This window comes from Actinophytocola sp. (genome assembly GCF_049647105.1).
In the GTDB taxonomy this organism is placed as follows: domain Bacteria; phylum Actinomycetota; class Actinomycetes; order Mycobacteriales; family Pseudonocardiaceae; genus Actinophytocola.
The window spans coordinates 1-17778 of the sequence record NZ_JBARWZ010000219.1; the positions used below are offsets into that span (position 1 = coordinate 1).

A 17778-nucleotide genomic window follows, 5' to 3' on the forward strand; every position below is an offset into this window, starting at 1 on the left:
CGACCCCGATGGGGTCGGTGGACCACCCGTTCAACCCGCTCTCGCTCGCGATCGGCGCTGAAGCCACGTTCGTGGCGCGGACACTGGACAACGACCGGGCGCAGCTGACCTCCATCCTGACCGCCGCGGCCCAGCACCGCGGATCGGCACTCGTGGAGATCTACCAGAACTGCCCCATCTTCAACGACGGCGCCTTCGACGTACTCAAGGACACGGGCGAGAAGGAACAACGCCTGATCCCCCTGGAGGACGGCAAGCCGGTGCGGTTCGGGCCAGAGGGCGAGTTCGGCGTGGTGCGGACCGACTTCGGCGGGTTCGAGGTCGCGAAGGTCAGCGAGGTCGGCGAGGACCGGATCGTGGTGCACGACTCGACGATCGAAGACCCGTCCTACGCGTTCGCGCTGTCGCGGCTGTCGGCCCAGGACCTGTCCCACACGGTCACGGGCATCTACCGCAACGTGCAGCGGCCGACGTACGACGACCAGGCGCGGCAGCAGGTGACCGCTGCTGAGGAGACGAAGCCACCGAACCTGCAGGCGTTGCTGAACGGCAACGACACCTGGACGGTCGGATAAGAGAAAAGGCCCGGAGCCGAGGCTCCGGGCCTTTTCTCATTTCTTGGCTGCCGCGCGTTTCTTGTGGTCCCATGCCTGGAAGCCCGCGCCTTCCGCGTCGGCCTCGGTCTTGAACCAGACGTCGGCCTTGGTGCGCCCGAAGTACGGGGACTTCTCGGTGTGGAACAGCTTCGAGGACTCCTTGGCCTTCACGGCGAAGTCCGAGGATGGCGCGGAACCGTCGGCGCCCGGCCGCGCGGACGCGGGGCCGTAGGGGCCGCCCTCGCCGGAGGTGCTGACCGCCGGGGCGGCGGGCTCTGCCTTGGCGGCCTTGGCCGCGGAAGGCTTCGCGGCACCGGCTTCCCCGACCGCGGACCCGGCCTTGGCGGCAGGGGTTCCGGCGTCCGCCTTCGCGGACTTGGCAGCGCCCTTCACGGGCACGGCCGCGGATTCGCCGCTCGCCTTCGCGGGCGCGGCTGGGGCTACGGTGCTCGCTTTCGCGGGCGCGGATTCGCTGCTCGCTTTCGCGGACTTGGCGGCGGACTTGCTGTCGGCAGCGGCATTGGCTGCGGACTTGCTGCTGTCCTCGGCGGATTTGGCATCCGCCTTCGCGATTGTCGCGGCCGCTTCGGTCGCTGCCTCGGCCGATTCCTTGCCCGCTTTCGCGGACTCAGCGTCGCTCTTCGCGGCTTTCGCGGATTCGGCGGCGGCCTCGGCGGCGGATTCGCTGGCCGCCTTCGCCGATTCGGCAGCGCTCTTCGCCGCTTCCGCGGTGACGGCAGCGGATTCGGCGTCGGTCTTCGCGGACTCGGCGGCGTCCACCTTCGCGGTGGCCTCGGTCTCGGCGGACGTGGCCGGTGCCGTTTCCGCCGCGGCGTTGGCCTGGCCTGCCGACTCGGCGGCCGCCGTCGTCGCCGTCGTGTCCGTGGCCTCCTTGCGGCCGCCGATCGACTTCAGCTTCCCGATGAGCTGTTGCAACCACTTCACGGCGTCTGCCTCCTCGCGGATGACGCGGTAACGATCACCGATAGGCGAGAACAATAGGGCAACCGCCAACCCGGCCGATGACCGGCTGTCAAGTCGCTGTCACAAACTCAGCCTACGGGGCGGAATCCCACCCGTTCGGCGTCAGCGGCCGTGCGGAACCAGACCTCGGCGACAGTGCGGCCGAACTGCGGAGACTCCGGTGTGCAGTACCGCAGAGCCGCGACGCTCGCCTTGATCGTGAACTCCGGCGACGGGGACGCCCCACCGGGGAGCGGCATCGCCGAGCCGGGACCGAACGGACCGCGGCCACCGCCACTGCCCTGCCGCAAGCGGTGCGGGGGCGGCGGCGTGGACGTGCCTTCGTCGGCGGCCGGGACGATCGGCTCGAACAGCGACCTCGGGCTGTCCGGCACCTCGTCGATGACCGCGGCGGCCTGTGCGGCCGGGGCGGACTCGGCGGACTCCGACGGCTGCACCCCGAACGGGACCTGGTGCCTCGGCTTCCCCGGCACACGCTTGGGCAGCGCGTTCGGAGTTGGCTCCACCCGCACCGACACGCCCTGCGTGATCCGGTTCTGCTTCGGCACCCGGCGCGGAAGATCGTTCGCGGGCTTCTCGGTGACGGCGGCGACCACCGCCGTCTGCTCCTGCGGAAGCTCCGGGGGTGCCTCGGGCTCCGGCTCGACCATGGCGTGCGACGCGCCGGTACCGGACTCCTGTGCGGCGGCAGGCTCGAACTCGACGCTCCGCTCGGCGATCACATCGGCCGGCTCGTCCGCCAGGTCGTCGATGAAGTCGTCGGCGAGCGCCCCGCTCTCGGCCTGCTCGCGCTCGGCCTTGCCGTCCTCGTCGATCTGCCGGATCAGCTCACCGGGGATCGGATGCGTGCGCTGGGTGAAGACGGTGCCACCGTCGTCCTCGATCGCCGGCCGCGGCCGCTCCTCGGGCTCCTCGGCGTCGAGCGCGCTGCCGATGGCGGTCTCGTCCGCGTCGTCGTCGATGAGCCGCACATCGAACTCGTCGTCCAGCTGGTGACGGTTGCGGGGCAGCGCGGGCTGCTCCTCCGGCCCCTGGTTGGCGGCGTCGCCGCGCAGCTCGTCGTCGAACCAGCCGCGGTCCGACGGCGGCTGCGACATCGTGGGCACCTCGGGCGGCGCGGTCAGCGAGCCCGACGACACGTCGAGGTACTGCGTCGCGGCCGCGCCGGGGCCACTCTGGATGAGTTCCGTGTTCGGCGCCGGTGGCGCGTAGTCGCGGCCGCCCGGCTCGAACGGCTCCGAGTCGGCGTACGCGTCGTGCCGGTCACGCTCGGGTGGCAGCGGCGGCGGCGTGTCGCGCATCGCGTAACGCGTGAGGTACTCGGCATCGTCGTTGTGGGGCCGGTCGCCGGTCCGGTCGCCGGTCCGGTCGCCGAGCCCTGGCACCACGGACCGGGAGAACTCGGCCTCGTCGTCCCTCCGCCGGGCCTGCTCCGCACTCTCGGGGCCCGAACGGCGCGTGCGCGGAGTGAGCTGGGCCTCCAGCTCACTGACGCGGTTGCGGGCCGGGCGAGCCACCAGCAACCAGCACAGCACTGCGCCGAGCAGGAAGGCCAGCGAACTCCACAACCAGACCTGCCCAAAGATCGGCATCGATCGAACTCCCTCCGCGCACCGCCCGAATGCAAAGCAGGGCGGTAGTCAGGCTACTGCGGCTGACCGAGCCGCAAGAACCACCCGGTCGATTTGGCAAGCCCGACACACTGAGTTCGGACGGATGGTCGCCTATCGTGTACGTGCGACTACGTACTGTGCCAGCATGTCCAGGGCATCCCGCGCCGAGCAGGGCGGAAGCGTGACCAGCTCGGCGCGTGCCCGCTCGGCATAGTCACTCAGCGTGCGCACCGCCTGCTCAAGCCCCGAGGACTTCCTCAGCAGGGTCAACGCCTCGTCCACCAGCTCGTCGTCGGTGATCGGACCGGCGAGCAGCTCGGTGAGCCGCGGGTCAGGATCCTGCGCGAGCGCGTACAGCATCGGCAGGGTCTTCACACCTTCGCGCAGATCGGTGCCCGGGATCTTGCCGGACTCGTCCGCGGGAGAGGCGATGTCGATGATGTCGTCGGAGATCTGGAAGGCGGTGCCGATCAGATCGCCGAAACGGTGAAGGGCCTCGGTGTGCTCCGGCGCCGCGTGGGAGAACATCCCGCCGTAGCGGCCGGACGTGGCGATCAGCGAGCCGGTCTTCTGCCCGATCACGGCGAGGTAGTGCCCCACGAGATCGTCGCCATCGCCGGGTCCGATGGTCTCCCGCATCTGCCCGGTGACCAGCTGGCCCATCGTCTCGGCGATGATCCGCGCGGCATCGCTGCCGAGCTCCGCGACCAGCCCCGACGCGTGCGCGAAGAGGAAGTCGCCGGTGAGGATCGCGATGGTGTTGTCCCAGCGCGCGTTGACGCTCTTGGCGCCGCGCCGCATGGTGGCCTCGTCCATCACGTCGTCGTGGTAGAGCGTCGCGAGGTGCACCAGCTCGACCGCAGCGGCCGCCGTGATCACCTCGTCGGTGTTCCCGTCGGCGAACTGCGCCGACAACAGGGTGAAGAGCGGACGAAAACGTTTGCCACCCGCCCTGACCAGGTGCAACGCTGCCTGCTCAACAAACTCGACCTCGCTCTGGACCACCGTCCGGAGCACGTCCTCGACCCGCACCAGGCCGTCGGTGATGGCGTCGACGAGAACCGGATCGGCCTGATCGAGCCCCAGCGACGCCGGTAGTCGCGGCACGGTCTGGTCTGCAGTCACGTCAACATCGCTCCCCAACCTAGAAATCCCTGGCTTCAGCCTAATCTCCAGCCTTTTCCCCACGCCACGAAGTACGTGTGACACACCTGACGCACGCCAGAAGGAACCCCCAGCCCCAACCCGCGAACGCGCACGGCCGCGGCCCCCCGAAATCCAGCCTAACGAGGATCACCGACAGGGGCGGCCCGTTGCGGCCGTGCCTGTGGACAACCTCAGCGTTCGGTCTCGACGCAGAACTCGTTGCCTTCCGGATCCGCCATGACCACCCAGCCACGCCCCTCCGGCGTCCTGCGGTCGGCGACCACCGTCGCACCCTCGGCGGTCAACCGGACCACCTCCTCGTCACGGGTGCGTTCGGTGGGCACCAGGTCCAGATGCAGCCGGTTCTTCCCGGCCTTGGCCTCCGGCACCCGGACGAACAGCAACTCGGCCATCCCCGGCTCCGGCGGCTCGATCAGCACCTCGTCGTCCCCTGGCTCGTCGATCGCACTGATCGGCCATCCGGTCACCATGCTCCAGAACCGCGCCAGTTCGTACGGTGAAGCGCAGTCGACGGTGATGTGCTGGACCCGCATTCAGACCCCCTCATAAAAGAAGAACGGCGCCCACCACAACAGGTGGGCGCCGTCCACACAAGACAATTACCGCACGGCGAACGTCCCGGTCCCCGCCCAGTCCAGCGCGAACGCGGGCACGATGCCGAGGAGCAACGTGACCACCACGCCCAGTGTGATGGCGGCGGTGGTGAACGCACCGGGCACCGTCACGGAAGGACCGTCGGGTGCCGGCTCGCTGAAGTACATCAGCACGATCACCCGCAGGTAGAAGAACGCCGCGATCGCCGACGCGACCAGTGCGACCACCACCAGCGGTGCCATCCCGGACGACAGCGCGGCCGAGAACACCACGAACTTGCCGATGAAGCCGGACGTCAGCGGGATGCCGGCCAGTGCGAGCAGCAGGAACGTGAACACCGCGGCCACCAGCGGCGAACGCTTCGCCAGCCCGGCCCACTGCGACAGGTGCGTCGCCTCGCCGTCGGCGTCGCGGACCAGTGAGACGACCCCGAACGCGGCGATCGTCGTGAAGCCGTACGCCAGCAGGTAGAACAGCGTCGAGGACACGCCTTCCGGCGAGAGCACGATCGCGCCGATCAGCAGGAACCCGGCGTGCGCGATGGACGAGTACGCGATCATCCGCTTGATGTCGGTCTGCGTCAGGCCGAGCACCGCGCCGATGATCATCGACACGATGGCGACGCCCCACATGATGCCGCGCCACTCCCACTGGGTCGACTCCAGGCCGACCGACAGGACCCGCAGGATGCCACCGAACGCGGCGACCTTGGTGCACGCCGCCATGAACGCGGTGATCGGCGTCGGTGCGCCCTGGTACACGTCCGGCGTCCACGCGTGGAACGGGCCGACCGAACCCTTGAACAGCAGGCCGACGATCAGCAGCGCCATGCCGCCGAACAGCAGCGTGTCGGACCGGTCCGAGCCCGCGGCCGCGTTGGCGATGTCCTCCAGCTTCACCGAACCCGCGTACCCGTAGAGCAGCGCGAGGCCGTACAGGAAGAACGCCGACGCGAACGCGCCGAGCAGGAAGTACTTGACCGCCGACTCCTGCGACAGGAGACGGCGACGGCGGGCAAGGCCGCACATCAGGTACAGCGGCAGGCTCAGCACCTCGAGCGCGACGAACATGGTCAGCAGGTCGTTGGCCGCGCAGAAGACCATCATGCCGCCGAGCGCGAACAGCGTCAGCGGGAAGACCTCGGTCTGCATGCCGAAGCGGGCGGCGTCGCGGCGGGCCGGGTGGGCACCCAGCCGCTGCTCACGGTCCTGGATGGTGCCGGGGCGGATCGCCGCGGTGGCGACGAAGGCACCGCCCGGCTCCACCGAGCGGTCCGCGATCATCAGCACCGCGCCAAGCGACAGCGCCAGCAGCGTGCCCCACAGGAACAGGGCGGGGCTGTCGATCGCCACCGTGCCGGACAGCGTCGTCTCACCGGCCGATGGCGCGTCGCCCATGTAGAACGCCAGCGCCACGCCGGAGGCGACCAGTGCGAGCAGCGTCAGGAACACCTGCGCCGACCACCGCTGGTGCTTGGGCAGGAACGCCTCGACGAGCACACCCACGCATGCCACGCCCAGGATGATCAGCACCGGCATGATCGCCGGATAGTTGATCGGGGGCAGCGTTTCCTTGGCCGGAGTGTCCTGAGCCAGGAATAGCAGTGCGGACAACTCAGTTGCCTCCGTCCGGGATACCGACCGACGACAACGTGGCGTCAACCGTCGGCGTGATCACGTCGAGCACCGGCTTCGGGTAGAAGCCGATGCCGAGCACCAGGACCATGAGCGGGGCGAGAACGAGCTTCTCCCTGCCGCTCAGGTCGAGGATGGCCTTGCGGGCGCCGACCTCCGGCGCGATCGCGGTGCCGGGGCCGCCGGTGACGTCGACGAGGGCGTTGCCGCGAACCGGGCCGTGGAACACCCGCTGGTAGAGCCAGAGGATGTACAACGCGGCGAAGATCATGCCGATCGTCGCGATGACCGTGTACACCGGCTCGTTGCCGTAGGACCCGACCAGCACCAGGAACTCGGAGATGAACGAGTTCGTGCCGGGCAGCGACAGCGACGCGAGGCCCGCGACCAGGAACACGCCCGCGAGTGCCGGGGTGATCTTGGCGAGCCCGCCGTAGTCGGCGATCAGCGACGAACCGCCTCGGGCGACGACCATGCCGATCACCAGGATCAGCATGCCGGTCGAGATCGAGTGGTTGAGCATGTAGGACACCGCGCCGGTCTCGGACTGCGCCGAGAACGAGAAGATGCCGAGCGCGATGAAGCCGAAGTGCGCGATCGACACGTACGCGATGAAGCGCTTCATGTCCCGCTGCCCGGTGGCGAGCAGCGCGCCGTAGATGACACCGGCGACACCCATGACGAGCACCAGCGGCGCGAGCGTCTTGCTGGCCTCCGGGGTCATCGGCAGCAGGTAGCGCAGGAAGCCGAACGTGCCGACCTTGTCCAGGACGCCGATCAGGATCACGGAGACGCCGATCGGTGCCTCCGCGGCCGCGTCCGGCAGCCAGGTGTGCAGCGGCACCAGCGGCGCCTTCACCGCGAACGCGAGGAAGAAGCCGAGGAAGATCCAGATCTGGTTCTCCAGCGGCGCGTTCGAGACCACCTGGACGAGCGTGGCCCAGTCGAACGTGCCCGCCCCCAGCTCGGCGTCGGCCAGCACGAACGCGCCGATGATCGACGCCAGCATGATCATGCCGCCGAGGAACGAGTACAGGAAGAACTTGACCGCCGCGTACTGGCGCCGCGCGCCGCCATACTGCCCGATGAGGAAGTACATCGGGATCAGCATGACCTCGAACAGCACGTAGAACACGAACACGTCGGTCGCGGCGAACGCGCCCATGGTGATCGCCTGCTGCAGCAGGATCAGCGACAGGAACGCACCCGCGCTGCGGTCCGCCGGCAGCTTGTCCGTCCAGCCGGCACCGATCACGACCGGCACCAGCAGCGCCAGCGCCGCGATCATCACGAGCGCGATGCCGTCGATGCCGAACGACAGGTGCACGCCGAGCGCCGGGATCCAGTCGACCGAGAAGGCCAGCTGCATCCGCGCGCCCGCCGGGTCGTAGGAGATCCAGGCGATCACCGCGACCACGAACTCGGCGAGCGAGAAGCCAAGCGCCACCTGCTTGGCGAGGCGGTCGTTGTCCCGCAGGAACGCGACGACGAGCGCGCCGACGAGCGGGATCAGGAGGAGTGCGACCAGCAGGGCCGCACCTGCCGAAGAGCTGCTCGCAGGCTCGAGCATCTGTGCAGAGGACGTCGTGTTCATGCGTACCTCACCGCCAGGAAGGCAATCAGTACCAGGATCGAACCGGCGAGCATCGACGCCGCGTAGGAGCGGACGAACCCGGTCTGGAGTCTGCGCAACCGGCCGGAGCTGCCGCCGAACCCGGCGGCGATCCCGTTCACGAGCCCGTCGACGCCCTTGTTGTCCACGTACACCAGCGCCCGCGTGAGCCAGGTGCCCGGACGGGCGATCAAGGTCTCGTTGAGGGCGTTGCCGTACAGGTCCCTGCGTGCCGCCCTGACCGGGAAGCTCGCCGGTTCCGGCTTGACCACCGGCACGTCACGACGGCCGACGATCAGCCACGCGAGGAGTACCCCGAGCAGCGACAGCCCGACCGTCAGCCACGGGATGAGGTTGTGGTCGATGGCCGTGTGCTCGGCCTCCTGCAGCGTCCCGAGCGACGGGGAAAGCCACTCGGCGAGCCGCTCGCCGGAGGAGAAGAACCAGCCCGCGCCGATGGACCCGATCGCGAGGACCGCCATCGGCACCCACATGACCGGCTTGGACTCGTGCGGGTGGAAGTCGCGACCGTCCTCGGACTTGAGCTCCTCCCACCGCTTCTTGCCGAAGAAGGTCATGAACATCAGGCGCGTCATGTAGAAGGCGGTCAGGCCGGCGCCCAGCAGTGCCGCGCCGCCGAACGCCCAGCCGCGCCAGCCCTCCGCGCCGAACGCGGCCTCGATGATCGCGTCCTTGGAGAAGAAGCCGGAGAACGGCGGGATGCCGATCAGCGCGAGGTAGCCGAGACCGAAGGTGGCGAACGTGATCGGCATGATCCGCCACAGTCCGCCGTACTTGCGCATGTCGACCTCGTCGTTCATGCCGTGCATGACCGAGCCTGCGCCGAGGAACAGCCCGGCCTTGAAGAAGCCGTGCGTCAGCAGGTGCATGATGCCGAGCGCGAACCCGAACGGGCCGAGGCCGACCGCGAGCATCATGTAGCCGATCTGGCTGACCGTCGAGTACGCGAGGACTTTCTTGATGTCGTCGTACGCGCAGCCGATGATGCACCCGACCAGCAGCGTCACCGCGCCGATGATCGTCACGATCAGGCGGCCGTCCTCCGACTGCATGTAGATCGGGTTGGCGCGGGCCACCAGGTACACACCGGCGGTGACCATGGTCGCCGCGTGGATGAGGGCGGAGACCGGGGTCGGGCCCTCCATCGCGTCGGGCAACCACGCCTGGAGCGGGACCTGGCCGGACTTACCGCAGGCACCCAGCAGCAGCAGGATCGTGATCGTGGTGATCGTCGCGGGCGACAGGTCGCCGATGTTCGCGAACACCTCGGTGTACTGCGTGGTGCCCAGCTCGGCGAACATGATGAAGATCGCGAGCGCAAGGCCGACGTCGCCGACCCGGTTCATCAGGAACGCCTTCTTGGCCGCGGTCGCCGCTGCCGGGCGGTTGGTGTACCACCCGATCAGCAGGTACGAGGCGAGACCAACGCCCTCCCAGCCGAGGTATAGGGTCACGAAACCGTTGCCCAGCACCAGGATCAGCATCGCGGCGACGAACAGGTTGAAGTACCCGAAGAAGCGCCGCCGGTCGGGGTCGTCGGCCATGTAGCCGATCGAGTAGATGTGGATCAGCGCGCCGACACCGGTGATCAGCAGTACGAAGCTGATCGACAGCGGGTCGATGCGCAGTCCGAACTCGACCTGCAGCTGGTCGACCGGGATCCAGTCGAACATCGAGACGTTCTGGACCCGCTCGGACTCCGCCATTCCCGTGGAGGAGAAGAACAGCATGACGCCGTAGACGAACGACGCGATGACGGTCAGGCAGCCGAGCAGGTGGCCCCACGCGTTGGTGGCCTTGCCGCCGAACAACAGCACGGCGGCGCCGATCAGCGGGAAGGCGACCAGCAGCCAGGCCGAGCCCGCCAACCCCGTTGCCTCGTGGACCTCTTGGGCCACCAGGTATGTAGACGACACGGAATACCCCTCAGTACTTCAGCAGGTTGGCGTCGTCCACGGAGGCCGACCGGCGGGTACGGAAGATCGACATGATGATGGCGAGCCCGACGACCACTTCGGCCGCGGCCACCACCATCACGAAGAAGGCCATAATCTGCCCGTCAAGCGAGCCGTTGATCCGTGCGAAGGTGACCAGCGACAGGTTCACGGCGTTCAGCATCAGCTCGATGCACATGAACACGACGATCGCGTTGCGCCGGACCAGCACACCGACCGCGCCGATGGTGAACAACAGCGCGGAGAGCAGCAGGTAAACCGTCGGGGTCATTTCGCCTCCCCTTCACTCGACGGGTTGAGCGAGCGGGCATCGGCCGTGTGGAAGGTGTCCGCGACGAACTTGCGGTCGTCGTCGAACGAATCCTTGGCGACCGACTCGATGAGCTTCGACAGCGACTCCGGCGCGATCGAGCCGTCCGGCAGGAGCGCGGGCGTTGCGACCGAGGTCGACGTGGCGAACACGCCGGGACCGGGCAACGGCGACGGGCGGTCGTGCCTGCCGCTGAAGCGGTCCTCGACCATCTCCTTCTGCGTTTTGCGGCCGCGGGTGTGCCGGTCGACGTAGCCGAGGACCATGGCACCGACGGCCGCGACGATCAGCAGCGCGGAGGTGAGCTCGAACGGGAACAGCCAGTCGGTGAAGATCGACCGGCCGATGTTCTCGACGTTCCCGTTGCCGCCGTTGGCTTCCGGGCCCTGGAGCCCGACCGGCGTCACCTCCGTCAGCGACCTGGCGACCGCGGCGACGATCAGCACGGCGAGACCGATGCCGAGGATCGTGGCGAACAGCCGCTGCCCGCGCAGCACCTCGACGACCGAGTCGGAGGAGTCCCTGCCGACCAGCATCAGCACGAACAGGAACAGCATCATGACCGCGCCGGTGTAGACGATGATCTGCACGAAGCCGAGGAACGGCGCCTGCTGGACCATGTAGAGGACACCGAGGGACAGCATCGTCAGCACGAGGAACAACGCGGAGTGCACCGCGTTGCGCGCGAAGATCATGCCGAGCGCGCCGAACAGGGCCAGCGGGCCGAGCACCCAGAACGAGATCGACTCACCGGTCGACATCTGGTTCTGGACGCCCTGCGCGAGGACCAGCGCCGCGTTCACTTGACGTCCTCCTTGGTGGGATCGGGGTAGCCCCACTTCCTGGCAAGGCGCGGCGCGTCGACGTAGTAGTCCTGCTCGTTGTCACCGAGCCGCATCGGGTGCGGCGGCTGCTCCATGCCCTTCATGAGGGGCGCCATCAGCTCTTCCTTGGTCCAGATCAGGTCCTGACGGTTGTCGTTGGCCAGCTCGTAGTCGTTGATCATCGTCAGCGACCTGGTCGGGCAGGCCTCGACGCACAGGCCGCAGCCGATGCACCGCAGGTAGTTGATCTGGTAGTCCTTGCCGTACCGCTCACCCGGCGAGAAGCGCTCTTCCTCGGTGTTGTCGCCGCCCTCCACGAAGATCGCGTCAGCCGGGCAGGCCCACGCGCACAGCTCGCAGCCGACGCACTTCTCCAGCCCGTCCGGGTGCCGGTTGAGCTGGTGGCGACCGTGGTAGCGCGGCGCGGTGGGCCGGAAGTCCTCGGGGTACTGCTCGGTGACGACCTTCTTGAACATCGTCGAGAAGGTGACCCCGAAGCCCTTGAACGGATCAAACATCCCCATCGGTGGACTCCTTCTCCTGCGCGGCTGCCGCAACGGTGGCCCGCTGGCGGCGGCGGTCCCGGCCGCGGACGGCCTTGCGCTTGGGTGGCTGGGGAATCTCCAGGTCCAGCGGCGGGACCGGATAACCGCCACCGGTGATCGGCACGAGCTCCTCGTCGTCGTCGACCCTGCGGTCGGGCAGCAGCTGCACGAGCAGGATCAGCACGACCAGGCCGGCGCCGACCCAGAACACCCACTGGCCGGTGGAGACGTCCTGCTCGTTGCGGAACGCGCGCACCGCGACCACCGCGACGATCCAGACCAGGTTGGCGGGCACCAGGACCTTCCACCCGATCTTCATGAACTGGTCGTAGCGGAACCTCGGCAGCGTGGCGCGCAGCCAGATGAAGCCGAACAGCAGCACGAAGGTCTTGCCGAAGAACCAGAGGACCGGCCACCAGCCCGAGTTGAAGTAGTTGTCGCCGATCAGCGAGATCGGCCACGGCGCCATGTACCCGCCGAGGAACAGCGTGGTGGCGAACGCCGAGACGATCACCATGTTGACGTACTCGGCGAGGAAGAACAGCGCGAACTTCATCGAGCTGTACTCGGTGTGGAAGCCGCCGACCAGCTCCGACTCGGCCTCCGGGAGGTCGAACGGGGCGCGGTTGGTCTCGCCGACCATCGACACCAGGTAGATCAGAAAGCTCGGGACCAGCAGGAAGAAGAACCAGCCGTTCTTCTGCGCGTCGACGATGTCGCCGGTGGACAGCGACTGCGCGTACAGCACCACCGCGACGAGCGAGAGGCCCATCGCGATCTCGTAGGAGATCACCTGCGCGGCCGAGCGGAGCCCGCCGAGCAGCGGGTACGGCGACCCGGACGACCAGCCGGCGAGCACGATGCCGTAGACGCCGAGCGACGAGCAGGCCAGCACCACCAGCACGCCGACCGGCAGGTCGACCAGCTGCAGCACCGTCCGCTCACCGAAGATCGAGACCTCGGGGCCGATCGGCATCACGGACAGCGCCATCAGCGCGGGGATCGTGGCGATGACCGGGGCGAGGAAGTAGATCTTGCGGTCCGCGCCCTCTGGGATGATCTGCTCCTTGAACGGGAGCTTGATCGCGTCCGCGAGGGACTGCAGCAGCCCGAACGGGCCGACCCGGTTGGGGCCGGGCCGGTGCTGCATGCGGCCGATGACCTTCCGCTCGCCCACGATCAGGCCGATCGTCATGATCGGCCCGATCAGCAGCACGACCACGACCTTGATCAGGATCAGCCAGAGCGGGTCGTCGGCAAGGAGTGCAGCCCTGTCCATGGCTCACTCGCCTCCTGTACTACCGGTGAGCAGGTTTTCGGCTGTCACTGACACGACGTCGCCGTGCCCGGCGCGTAAAACGCGCCGCACCCGCGACGAGCCGGAGTTCGCAGGCAGCCAGACGACCCCGTCGGGAAGGTCGGCGTGCTCCACCGGCAGCGTGATCGAGCCGTGTTCGGTCTTGACGGTCGCGGTGCCGTTGACGCCGAGCCTGGCCGCGGTCTCGACGTTGAGCCGGACCACCGCCCGGCGCTGGGTGCCGGCCAGGTGCGGCTCGTCGGACTGCAGCGACCCGTTGTCCAGCAGCTGCCGCCAGGTCGCGAGGACCGCCTGGCCCTCGCCGGGCGACGGGGCGACCGCGGCGGTCGCGACCGGCAGCGACGCCTTGCGCAGCACCGAGGGCAGCTTCGCCAGGTCGCCAGCGGCGGCCTTCGGGGTCTGGGTGAACAGGTCGACGTCCATCTCGACGCCGAGCGTGTCGAGCACCCGGCAGTCGGGCAGCGAGCCGGTGGCTTCGAGGGTCGCGCCGAACTCGCGGCGGCGGCCCTCCCAGTTGACGAAGGTGCCGGACTTCTCGACGGCCGGGGCGACCGGCAGGACCACGTCGGCGTGCTCGGTGACCGAGGAGGCCCGCAGCTCGAGGCTGACGACGAAGCCCGCCTTGGCGAGTGCCTCCCCGGCGAGCGCCGGGTCGGGCAGGTCGTCGATCTCGACGCCGCCGACCACGAGCCCGTCGAGCGCGCCTGCCGCGGCGGCTTCGAGGATGCCGGTGGTGTCGCGGCCCGGAGTGGCCGGCAGCGCACCGGCCGCCAGGCCCCATGCCTGCTCGACCTCGGCACGCGCGGCCGCGTCGGTGACCATGCGGCCACCGGGCAGCAGCGTCGGGACCGCACCGGCGTCCAGCGCACCGCGCTCACCCGCGCGGCGCGGGATCCAGGCGATCCGGGCGCCGGTGACCTCGGCCAGCTTCACCAGCTCGGTCAGCAGGCCGGGGATCTGCGCGGCCCGTTCACCGGCGAGGATCACCGAGCCGGGCGCGCTCAGCGCCGTGGAGACATCCGGCGCGTGCGTGACCAGGCCCTCGATCGCGGCGGTCTCGGTACCGGGCGGGCACGCGAGCAGCGTGCCGATCGTGCCCTTGTCGACGCTGAACGGCCGGATCGTCTTCTCGACGCCCGGCGAGGTCCACTGTCCGATGTGGAAGACCTTGGCGCGGTTCTTGCGGGCCGCCTTGCGCAGCCGCAGGAACACGATCGGCGCCTCTTCCTCCGGGTCGAACGCAACGCACAGCACCGAGGGCGCGGCCTCGATGGCCCGGAACGTGACCCCGTCCGCCGGCGTGGTGTTCACCACGCGGGAGGCCAGGAAGTCCAGCTCCTCGGCGGAGTGCGCACGCGCCCGGAAGTCGATGTCGTTGGTACGCAACGCGACGCGGGCGAACTTGGCGTACGCGTATGCGTCCTCGACGGTCAGGCGGCCACCGGTCAGTACCGCGGCACCCTTGCCGTCGCGGGCCTTCGCGAGGCCGTCGGCCGCGGCCCGCAGCGCGTCGGTCCACGAAGCCGGGGCCAGCTCACCGGTCCTGGCGTCACGGACGAGCGGCCGGGTGATCCGGTCGCCAGAGGTGACGTACCGGAAGGCGAAGCGGCCCTTGTCGCAGATCCACTCCTCGTTGACCTCCGGGTCGTCGCCCGCGAGCTTGCGCATCACCTTGCCTCGGCGGAAGTCCGTGCGCTCCGCGCAGCCGGAGCTGCAGTGCTCGCACACGCTCGGCGTGGAGACCAGGTCGAACGGCCGCGACCGGAACCGGTACGCGGCACTGGTCAGCGCGCCGACCGGGCAGATCTGGATGGTGTTGCCCGAGAAGTAGGACTGGAACGGCTTGTTCTCCGCGATGCCGATCTGCTGGTGCGCGCCGCGCTCCAGCAGGTCGATGAACGCGTCACCGGCGATCTGCTCGGAGAACCGGGTGCAGCGCTGGCAGAGCACGCAGCGCTCGCGGTCCAGCAGCACCTGTGTGGACACCGGGATCGGCTTCGGGAACGTCCGCTTGGTCTCCACGAACCGGGAGTCCGAGCGGCCGTGCGCCAGCGCCTGGTTCTGCAGTGGGCACTCGCCGCCCTTGTCGCAGATCGGGCAGTCCAGCGGGTGGTTGATGAGCAGCAGCTCCATCACACCCTGCTGGGCCTTGTCCGCGACCGGCGAGGTCACCTGCGTCTTCACGACCATGCCGTCCGCGACGGTGATCGTGCAGGAGGCCTGCGGCTTCGGCATCGGCCGCCCGCCCATCTCCACCTCGACCAGGCACTGGCGGCACGCGCCAGCCGGGTCGAGGAGCGGGTGGTCGCAGAACCGGGGGATCACGGTGCCGAGGCGCTCCGCGGTGCGGATGAGCAGCTCACCCTTTGGCGCGATGACCTCGACCCCGTCGATGGTCAGCCGGACGTGCCCCTCGGGTACGGGTGCCGTCTCAGGCTTCTCTTCAATGGCAGTCATGAGTGTGCTCCAGCGAGCGCGGGGGTCCTGTTCTTCTCGCAGAGTGCGAGGAACTCGTCCCGGAAGTACTTGATGCCGCTCTGGATCGGGCTCACCGCGCCGTCACCGAGTGCGCAGAACGAGCGGCCGAAGATGTTGTCGCAGATGTCGAGCAGCGTGTCGATGTCCGCCTCGGTGCCGTGGCCGTCGACCATCCGCTCGAGGATCCCGGCGAGCCAGTAGGTGCCCTCACGGCACGGCGTGCACTTGCCGCAGGACTCGTGCTCGTAGAACTGCGTCCACTTCATCACGGCCCACGGCACGGACACGGTCTCGTTGAACACCATCACGGCGGTGGTGCCGAGGATCGAGCCCGCCGCGACGGCGCCCTCGAAGTCCAGCGGCACGTCAAGGTGCTCGTCCGTGAACATCGGCGTGGACGAGCCACCCGGCGTCCAGAACTTCAGCGGGATGCCGTCCTTCATACCGCCCGCGAGCTCGAGGAGCTGGCGCAGCGTGGTGCCAAGGGGCGCCTCGTACTGGCCGGGCTTCTCGACGTGGCCGGAGATCGAGTAGATCTTCGGGCCGGGCGAGCGCTCGGAACCCATGGTGCGGAACCAGTCCGCGCCACCGTTGACGATGAACGGCACCGAGGCGATGGTCTCGACGTTGTTGACCGTGGTCGGCGCGGCGTAGAGGCCGGCGGCCGCCGGGAACGGCGGCTTGAGGCGAGGCTGGCCGCGGCGGCCCTCGAGCGAGTCGAGGAGCGCGGTCTCCTCACCGCAGATGTACGCACCGGCACCGGCGTGGACGGTGATCTCCAGGTCGAACCCGGAACCGAGGATGTCCGCGCCGACATAGCCGGCGGCCCGCGCCTCACGCACCGCCGCGTTGAGACGGCGGATGCAGTGCGGCACCTCGCCACGCACGTAGATGAAGGCGTGGTGGGACCGCATCGCGTACGCGGCGATGATGATGCCCTCGATCAGCGAGTGCGGGTCCGCCATCATCAGCGGAATGTCCTTGCAGGTGCCCGGCTCGCCCTCGTCGGCGTTGATGACGAGGTAGTGCGGCTTGTCCTCGTTCGGTGGCATGAAGGACCACTTCACGCCAGCCGGGAAGCCCGCGCCGCCACGGCCGCGCAGACCCGAGTCCTTCACCAGCTGGACCAGCTGCTCCGGGGTGCCGCCCAGCGCCTTGCGGAGCGCGGTGTACCCCTCGAGCTTCTCGTAGGTGTCGAGCCGCCAGGAGTTCGGCGACAGCCAGCGCTTCGTGAGCACGGGCGTCACCGGGTCCGGCGTGGGGGTGGTGGTCTCTGGTGTGGTCACTTCTTCTCGACCTCCGGAAGCGCCGGTGCCTTCTCGGGCATCGCCGGTGCGGTCCAGCCCTCGTCGGCGGCGAGCTGCGCACCGCGCAGCGTCTCCACCGCGGCGGACGGGCCGTCGATGCGGGCGCGGAACTCCGCGTCGTCCTCGGGGTAGAACCCGGCGAGCTCAAGCTCGACGGTGCGCAGGTCCGAGAGCGGCGCGCCACGCGTCGGCGCGGGCTTCTCGCCCCGCCGCAGCGCGTCGACGAGCTCCACCGAGGAGTCGACGGTCTGGTTGTCGTAGAACTCGTAGTTGACCTGCAGCACCGGACCGAGGTCGCAGGCCGCGAGGCACTCGGCGTGCTCGATGGTGATCGAACCCGGGCTGCCCGGCTCACCAGAGGTGGCCTCGTGCTCGAGCGGCGTGCCGTCCTCGGAGAGGTGCTCGGTCAGCTTCTTGTAGATCGCGTCGCCGCCCAGCACCGCGCACAGCGTGTTGGTGCAGACGCTCACGAGGTGCTCACCGCAGGGCTTGCGCTTGTACATCGTGTAGAACGTCGCGACCGCGCTGACCTCGGCGTTGGTCAGGTTCAGCTGCCGGGCACAGAACTCGATGCCCGCCTGGCTGACGTAGCCCTCGACCGACTGCACCAGGTGCAGCATCGGCAGCAGCGCCGACCGGGTCTCCGGGTAGGTCGCCTTCTGCACCTGCGCCTTGGCGACGATGTCCTGGCCGAACACCGAGAGGTCCGGAGCGGACTCGACGGTCAGCGCGTCGTTCTCCGCCGTGCTGAGCGGAGAAGCGGCGTGCACGTCGGTGTCGGGCCCGGCGGCGGCGTAGGTCTCCCCCGCGCCGACACTCG

At 69.0% G+C, this 17778-nt stretch carries 14 protein-coding genes and 1 pseudogene; 1 reads left to right on the plus strand and 14 read right to left on the minus strand.

Annotation, left to right across the window (positions count from 1 at the left end; genetic code table 11):
* Positions 1-575: pseudogene (locus WBA97_RS25690) on the plus strand (2-oxoacid:ferredoxin oxidoreductase subunit beta); the annotation flags it as partial.
* Positions 576-611: 36 nt separating this feature from the next.
* On the opposite strand, the gene WBA97_RS25695 reads toward WBA97_RS25690, so the two are convergent.
* From WBA97_RS25695 to WBA97_RS25760, 14 genes are all read right to left on the minus strand, one after another.
* On the minus strand, positions 612-1541 hold the full coding sequence (locus WBA97_RS25695) for a hypothetical protein (protein ID WP_424233488.1): 930 nt from the start codon (positions 1539-1541) through the stop codon (positions 612-614).
* A gap of 107 nt (positions 1542-1648) precedes the next feature.
* Positions 1649-3172, minus strand: a complete 1524-nt coding sequence (locus WBA97_RS25700) for a hypothetical protein (protein ID WP_424233489.1) — start codon at positions 3170-3172, stop codon at positions 1649-1651.
* Between the two features lie 132 nt (positions 3173-3304).
* Positions 3305-4318, minus strand: coding sequence for a polyprenyl synthetase family protein (locus tag WBA97_RS25705; RefSeq protein ID WP_424233490.1), 1014 nt, complete (start codon positions 4316-4318; stop codon positions 3305-3307).
* A 212-nt stretch (positions 4319-4530) separates the two neighbouring features.
* Positions 4531-4893, minus strand: coding sequence for a VOC family protein (locus WBA97_RS25710; protein WP_424233491.1), 363 nt, complete (start codon positions 4891-4893; stop codon positions 4531-4533).
* A gap of 66 nt (positions 4894-4959) precedes the next feature.
* The gene (gene nuoN, locus WBA97_RS25715) at positions 4960-6558 is read right to left on the minus strand and encodes an NADH-quinone oxidoreductase subunit NuoN (RefSeq protein WP_424233531.1); all 1599 of its coding nucleotides are present in this window, start codon (positions 6556-6558) and stop codon (positions 4960-4962) included.
* A 10-nt stretch (positions 6559-6568) separates the two neighbouring features.
* A complete protein-coding gene (locus WBA97_RS25720) occupies positions 6569-8158 on the minus strand; it encodes an NADH-quinone oxidoreductase subunit M (protein ID WP_424233492.1) in 1590 nt (529 codons plus the stop codon).
* A 20-nt stretch (positions 8159-8178) separates the two neighbouring features.
* Positions 8179-10089: an NADH-quinone oxidoreductase subunit L gene (gene nuoL / locus WBA97_RS25725; protein ID WP_424233532.1), complete on the minus strand. Its 1911-nt coding sequence runs from the start codon at positions 10087-10089 to the stop codon at positions 8179-8181.
* 58 nt (positions 10090-10147) lie between these two features.
* Positions 10148-10447 carry an NADH-quinone oxidoreductase subunit NuoK gene (gene nuoK / locus WBA97_RS25730; RefSeq protein WP_075127779.1) on the minus strand — a complete coding sequence of 100 codons (300 nt, stop codon included), beginning with the start codon at positions 10445-10447 and terminating at the stop codon, positions 10148-10150.
* The gene (locus tag WBA97_RS25735; RefSeq protein ID WP_424233493.1) at positions 10444-11289 is read right to left on the minus strand and encodes an NADH-quinone oxidoreductase subunit J; all 846 of its coding nucleotides are present in this window, start codon (positions 11287-11289) and stop codon (positions 10444-10446) included. Before WBA97_RS25735 ends, nuoK begins: the two co-directional genes overlap by 4 nt.
* Complete coding sequence (nuoI, locus tag WBA97_RS25740; protein ID WP_424233494.1) at positions 11286-11834, minus strand: NADH-quinone oxidoreductase subunit NuoI; 549 nt, start codon at positions 11832-11834, stop codon at positions 11286-11288. The genes WBA97_RS25735 and nuoI overlap by 4 nt, the downstream gene beginning before the upstream one ends.
* On the minus strand, positions 11821-13134 hold the full coding sequence (gene nuoH / locus WBA97_RS25745) for an NADH-quinone oxidoreductase subunit NuoH (protein ID WP_424233495.1): 1314 nt from the start codon (positions 13132-13134) through the stop codon (positions 11821-11823). The genes nuoI and nuoH overlap by 14 nt, the downstream gene beginning before the upstream one ends.
* A 3-nt stretch (positions 13135-13137) precedes the next feature.
* On the minus strand, positions 13138-15630 hold the full coding sequence (locus WBA97_RS25750) for an NADH-quinone oxidoreductase subunit G (protein ID WP_424233496.1): 2493 nt from the start codon (positions 15628-15630) through the stop codon (positions 13138-13140).
* On the minus strand, positions 15627-16937 hold the full coding sequence (gene nuoF / locus WBA97_RS25755) for an NADH-quinone oxidoreductase subunit NuoF (protein WP_424233497.1): 1311 nt from the start codon (positions 16935-16937) through the stop codon (positions 15627-15629). Before nuoF ends, WBA97_RS25750 begins: the two co-directional genes overlap by 4 nt.
* On the minus strand, positions 16934-17656 hold the full coding sequence (locus WBA97_RS25760; protein ID WP_424233533.1) for an NAD(P)H-dependent oxidoreductase subunit E: 723 nt from the start codon (positions 17654-17656) through the stop codon (positions 16934-16936). Before WBA97_RS25760 ends, nuoF begins: the two co-directional genes overlap by 4 nt.
* Between the last annotated feature and the right edge of the window lie 122 nt (positions 17657-17778).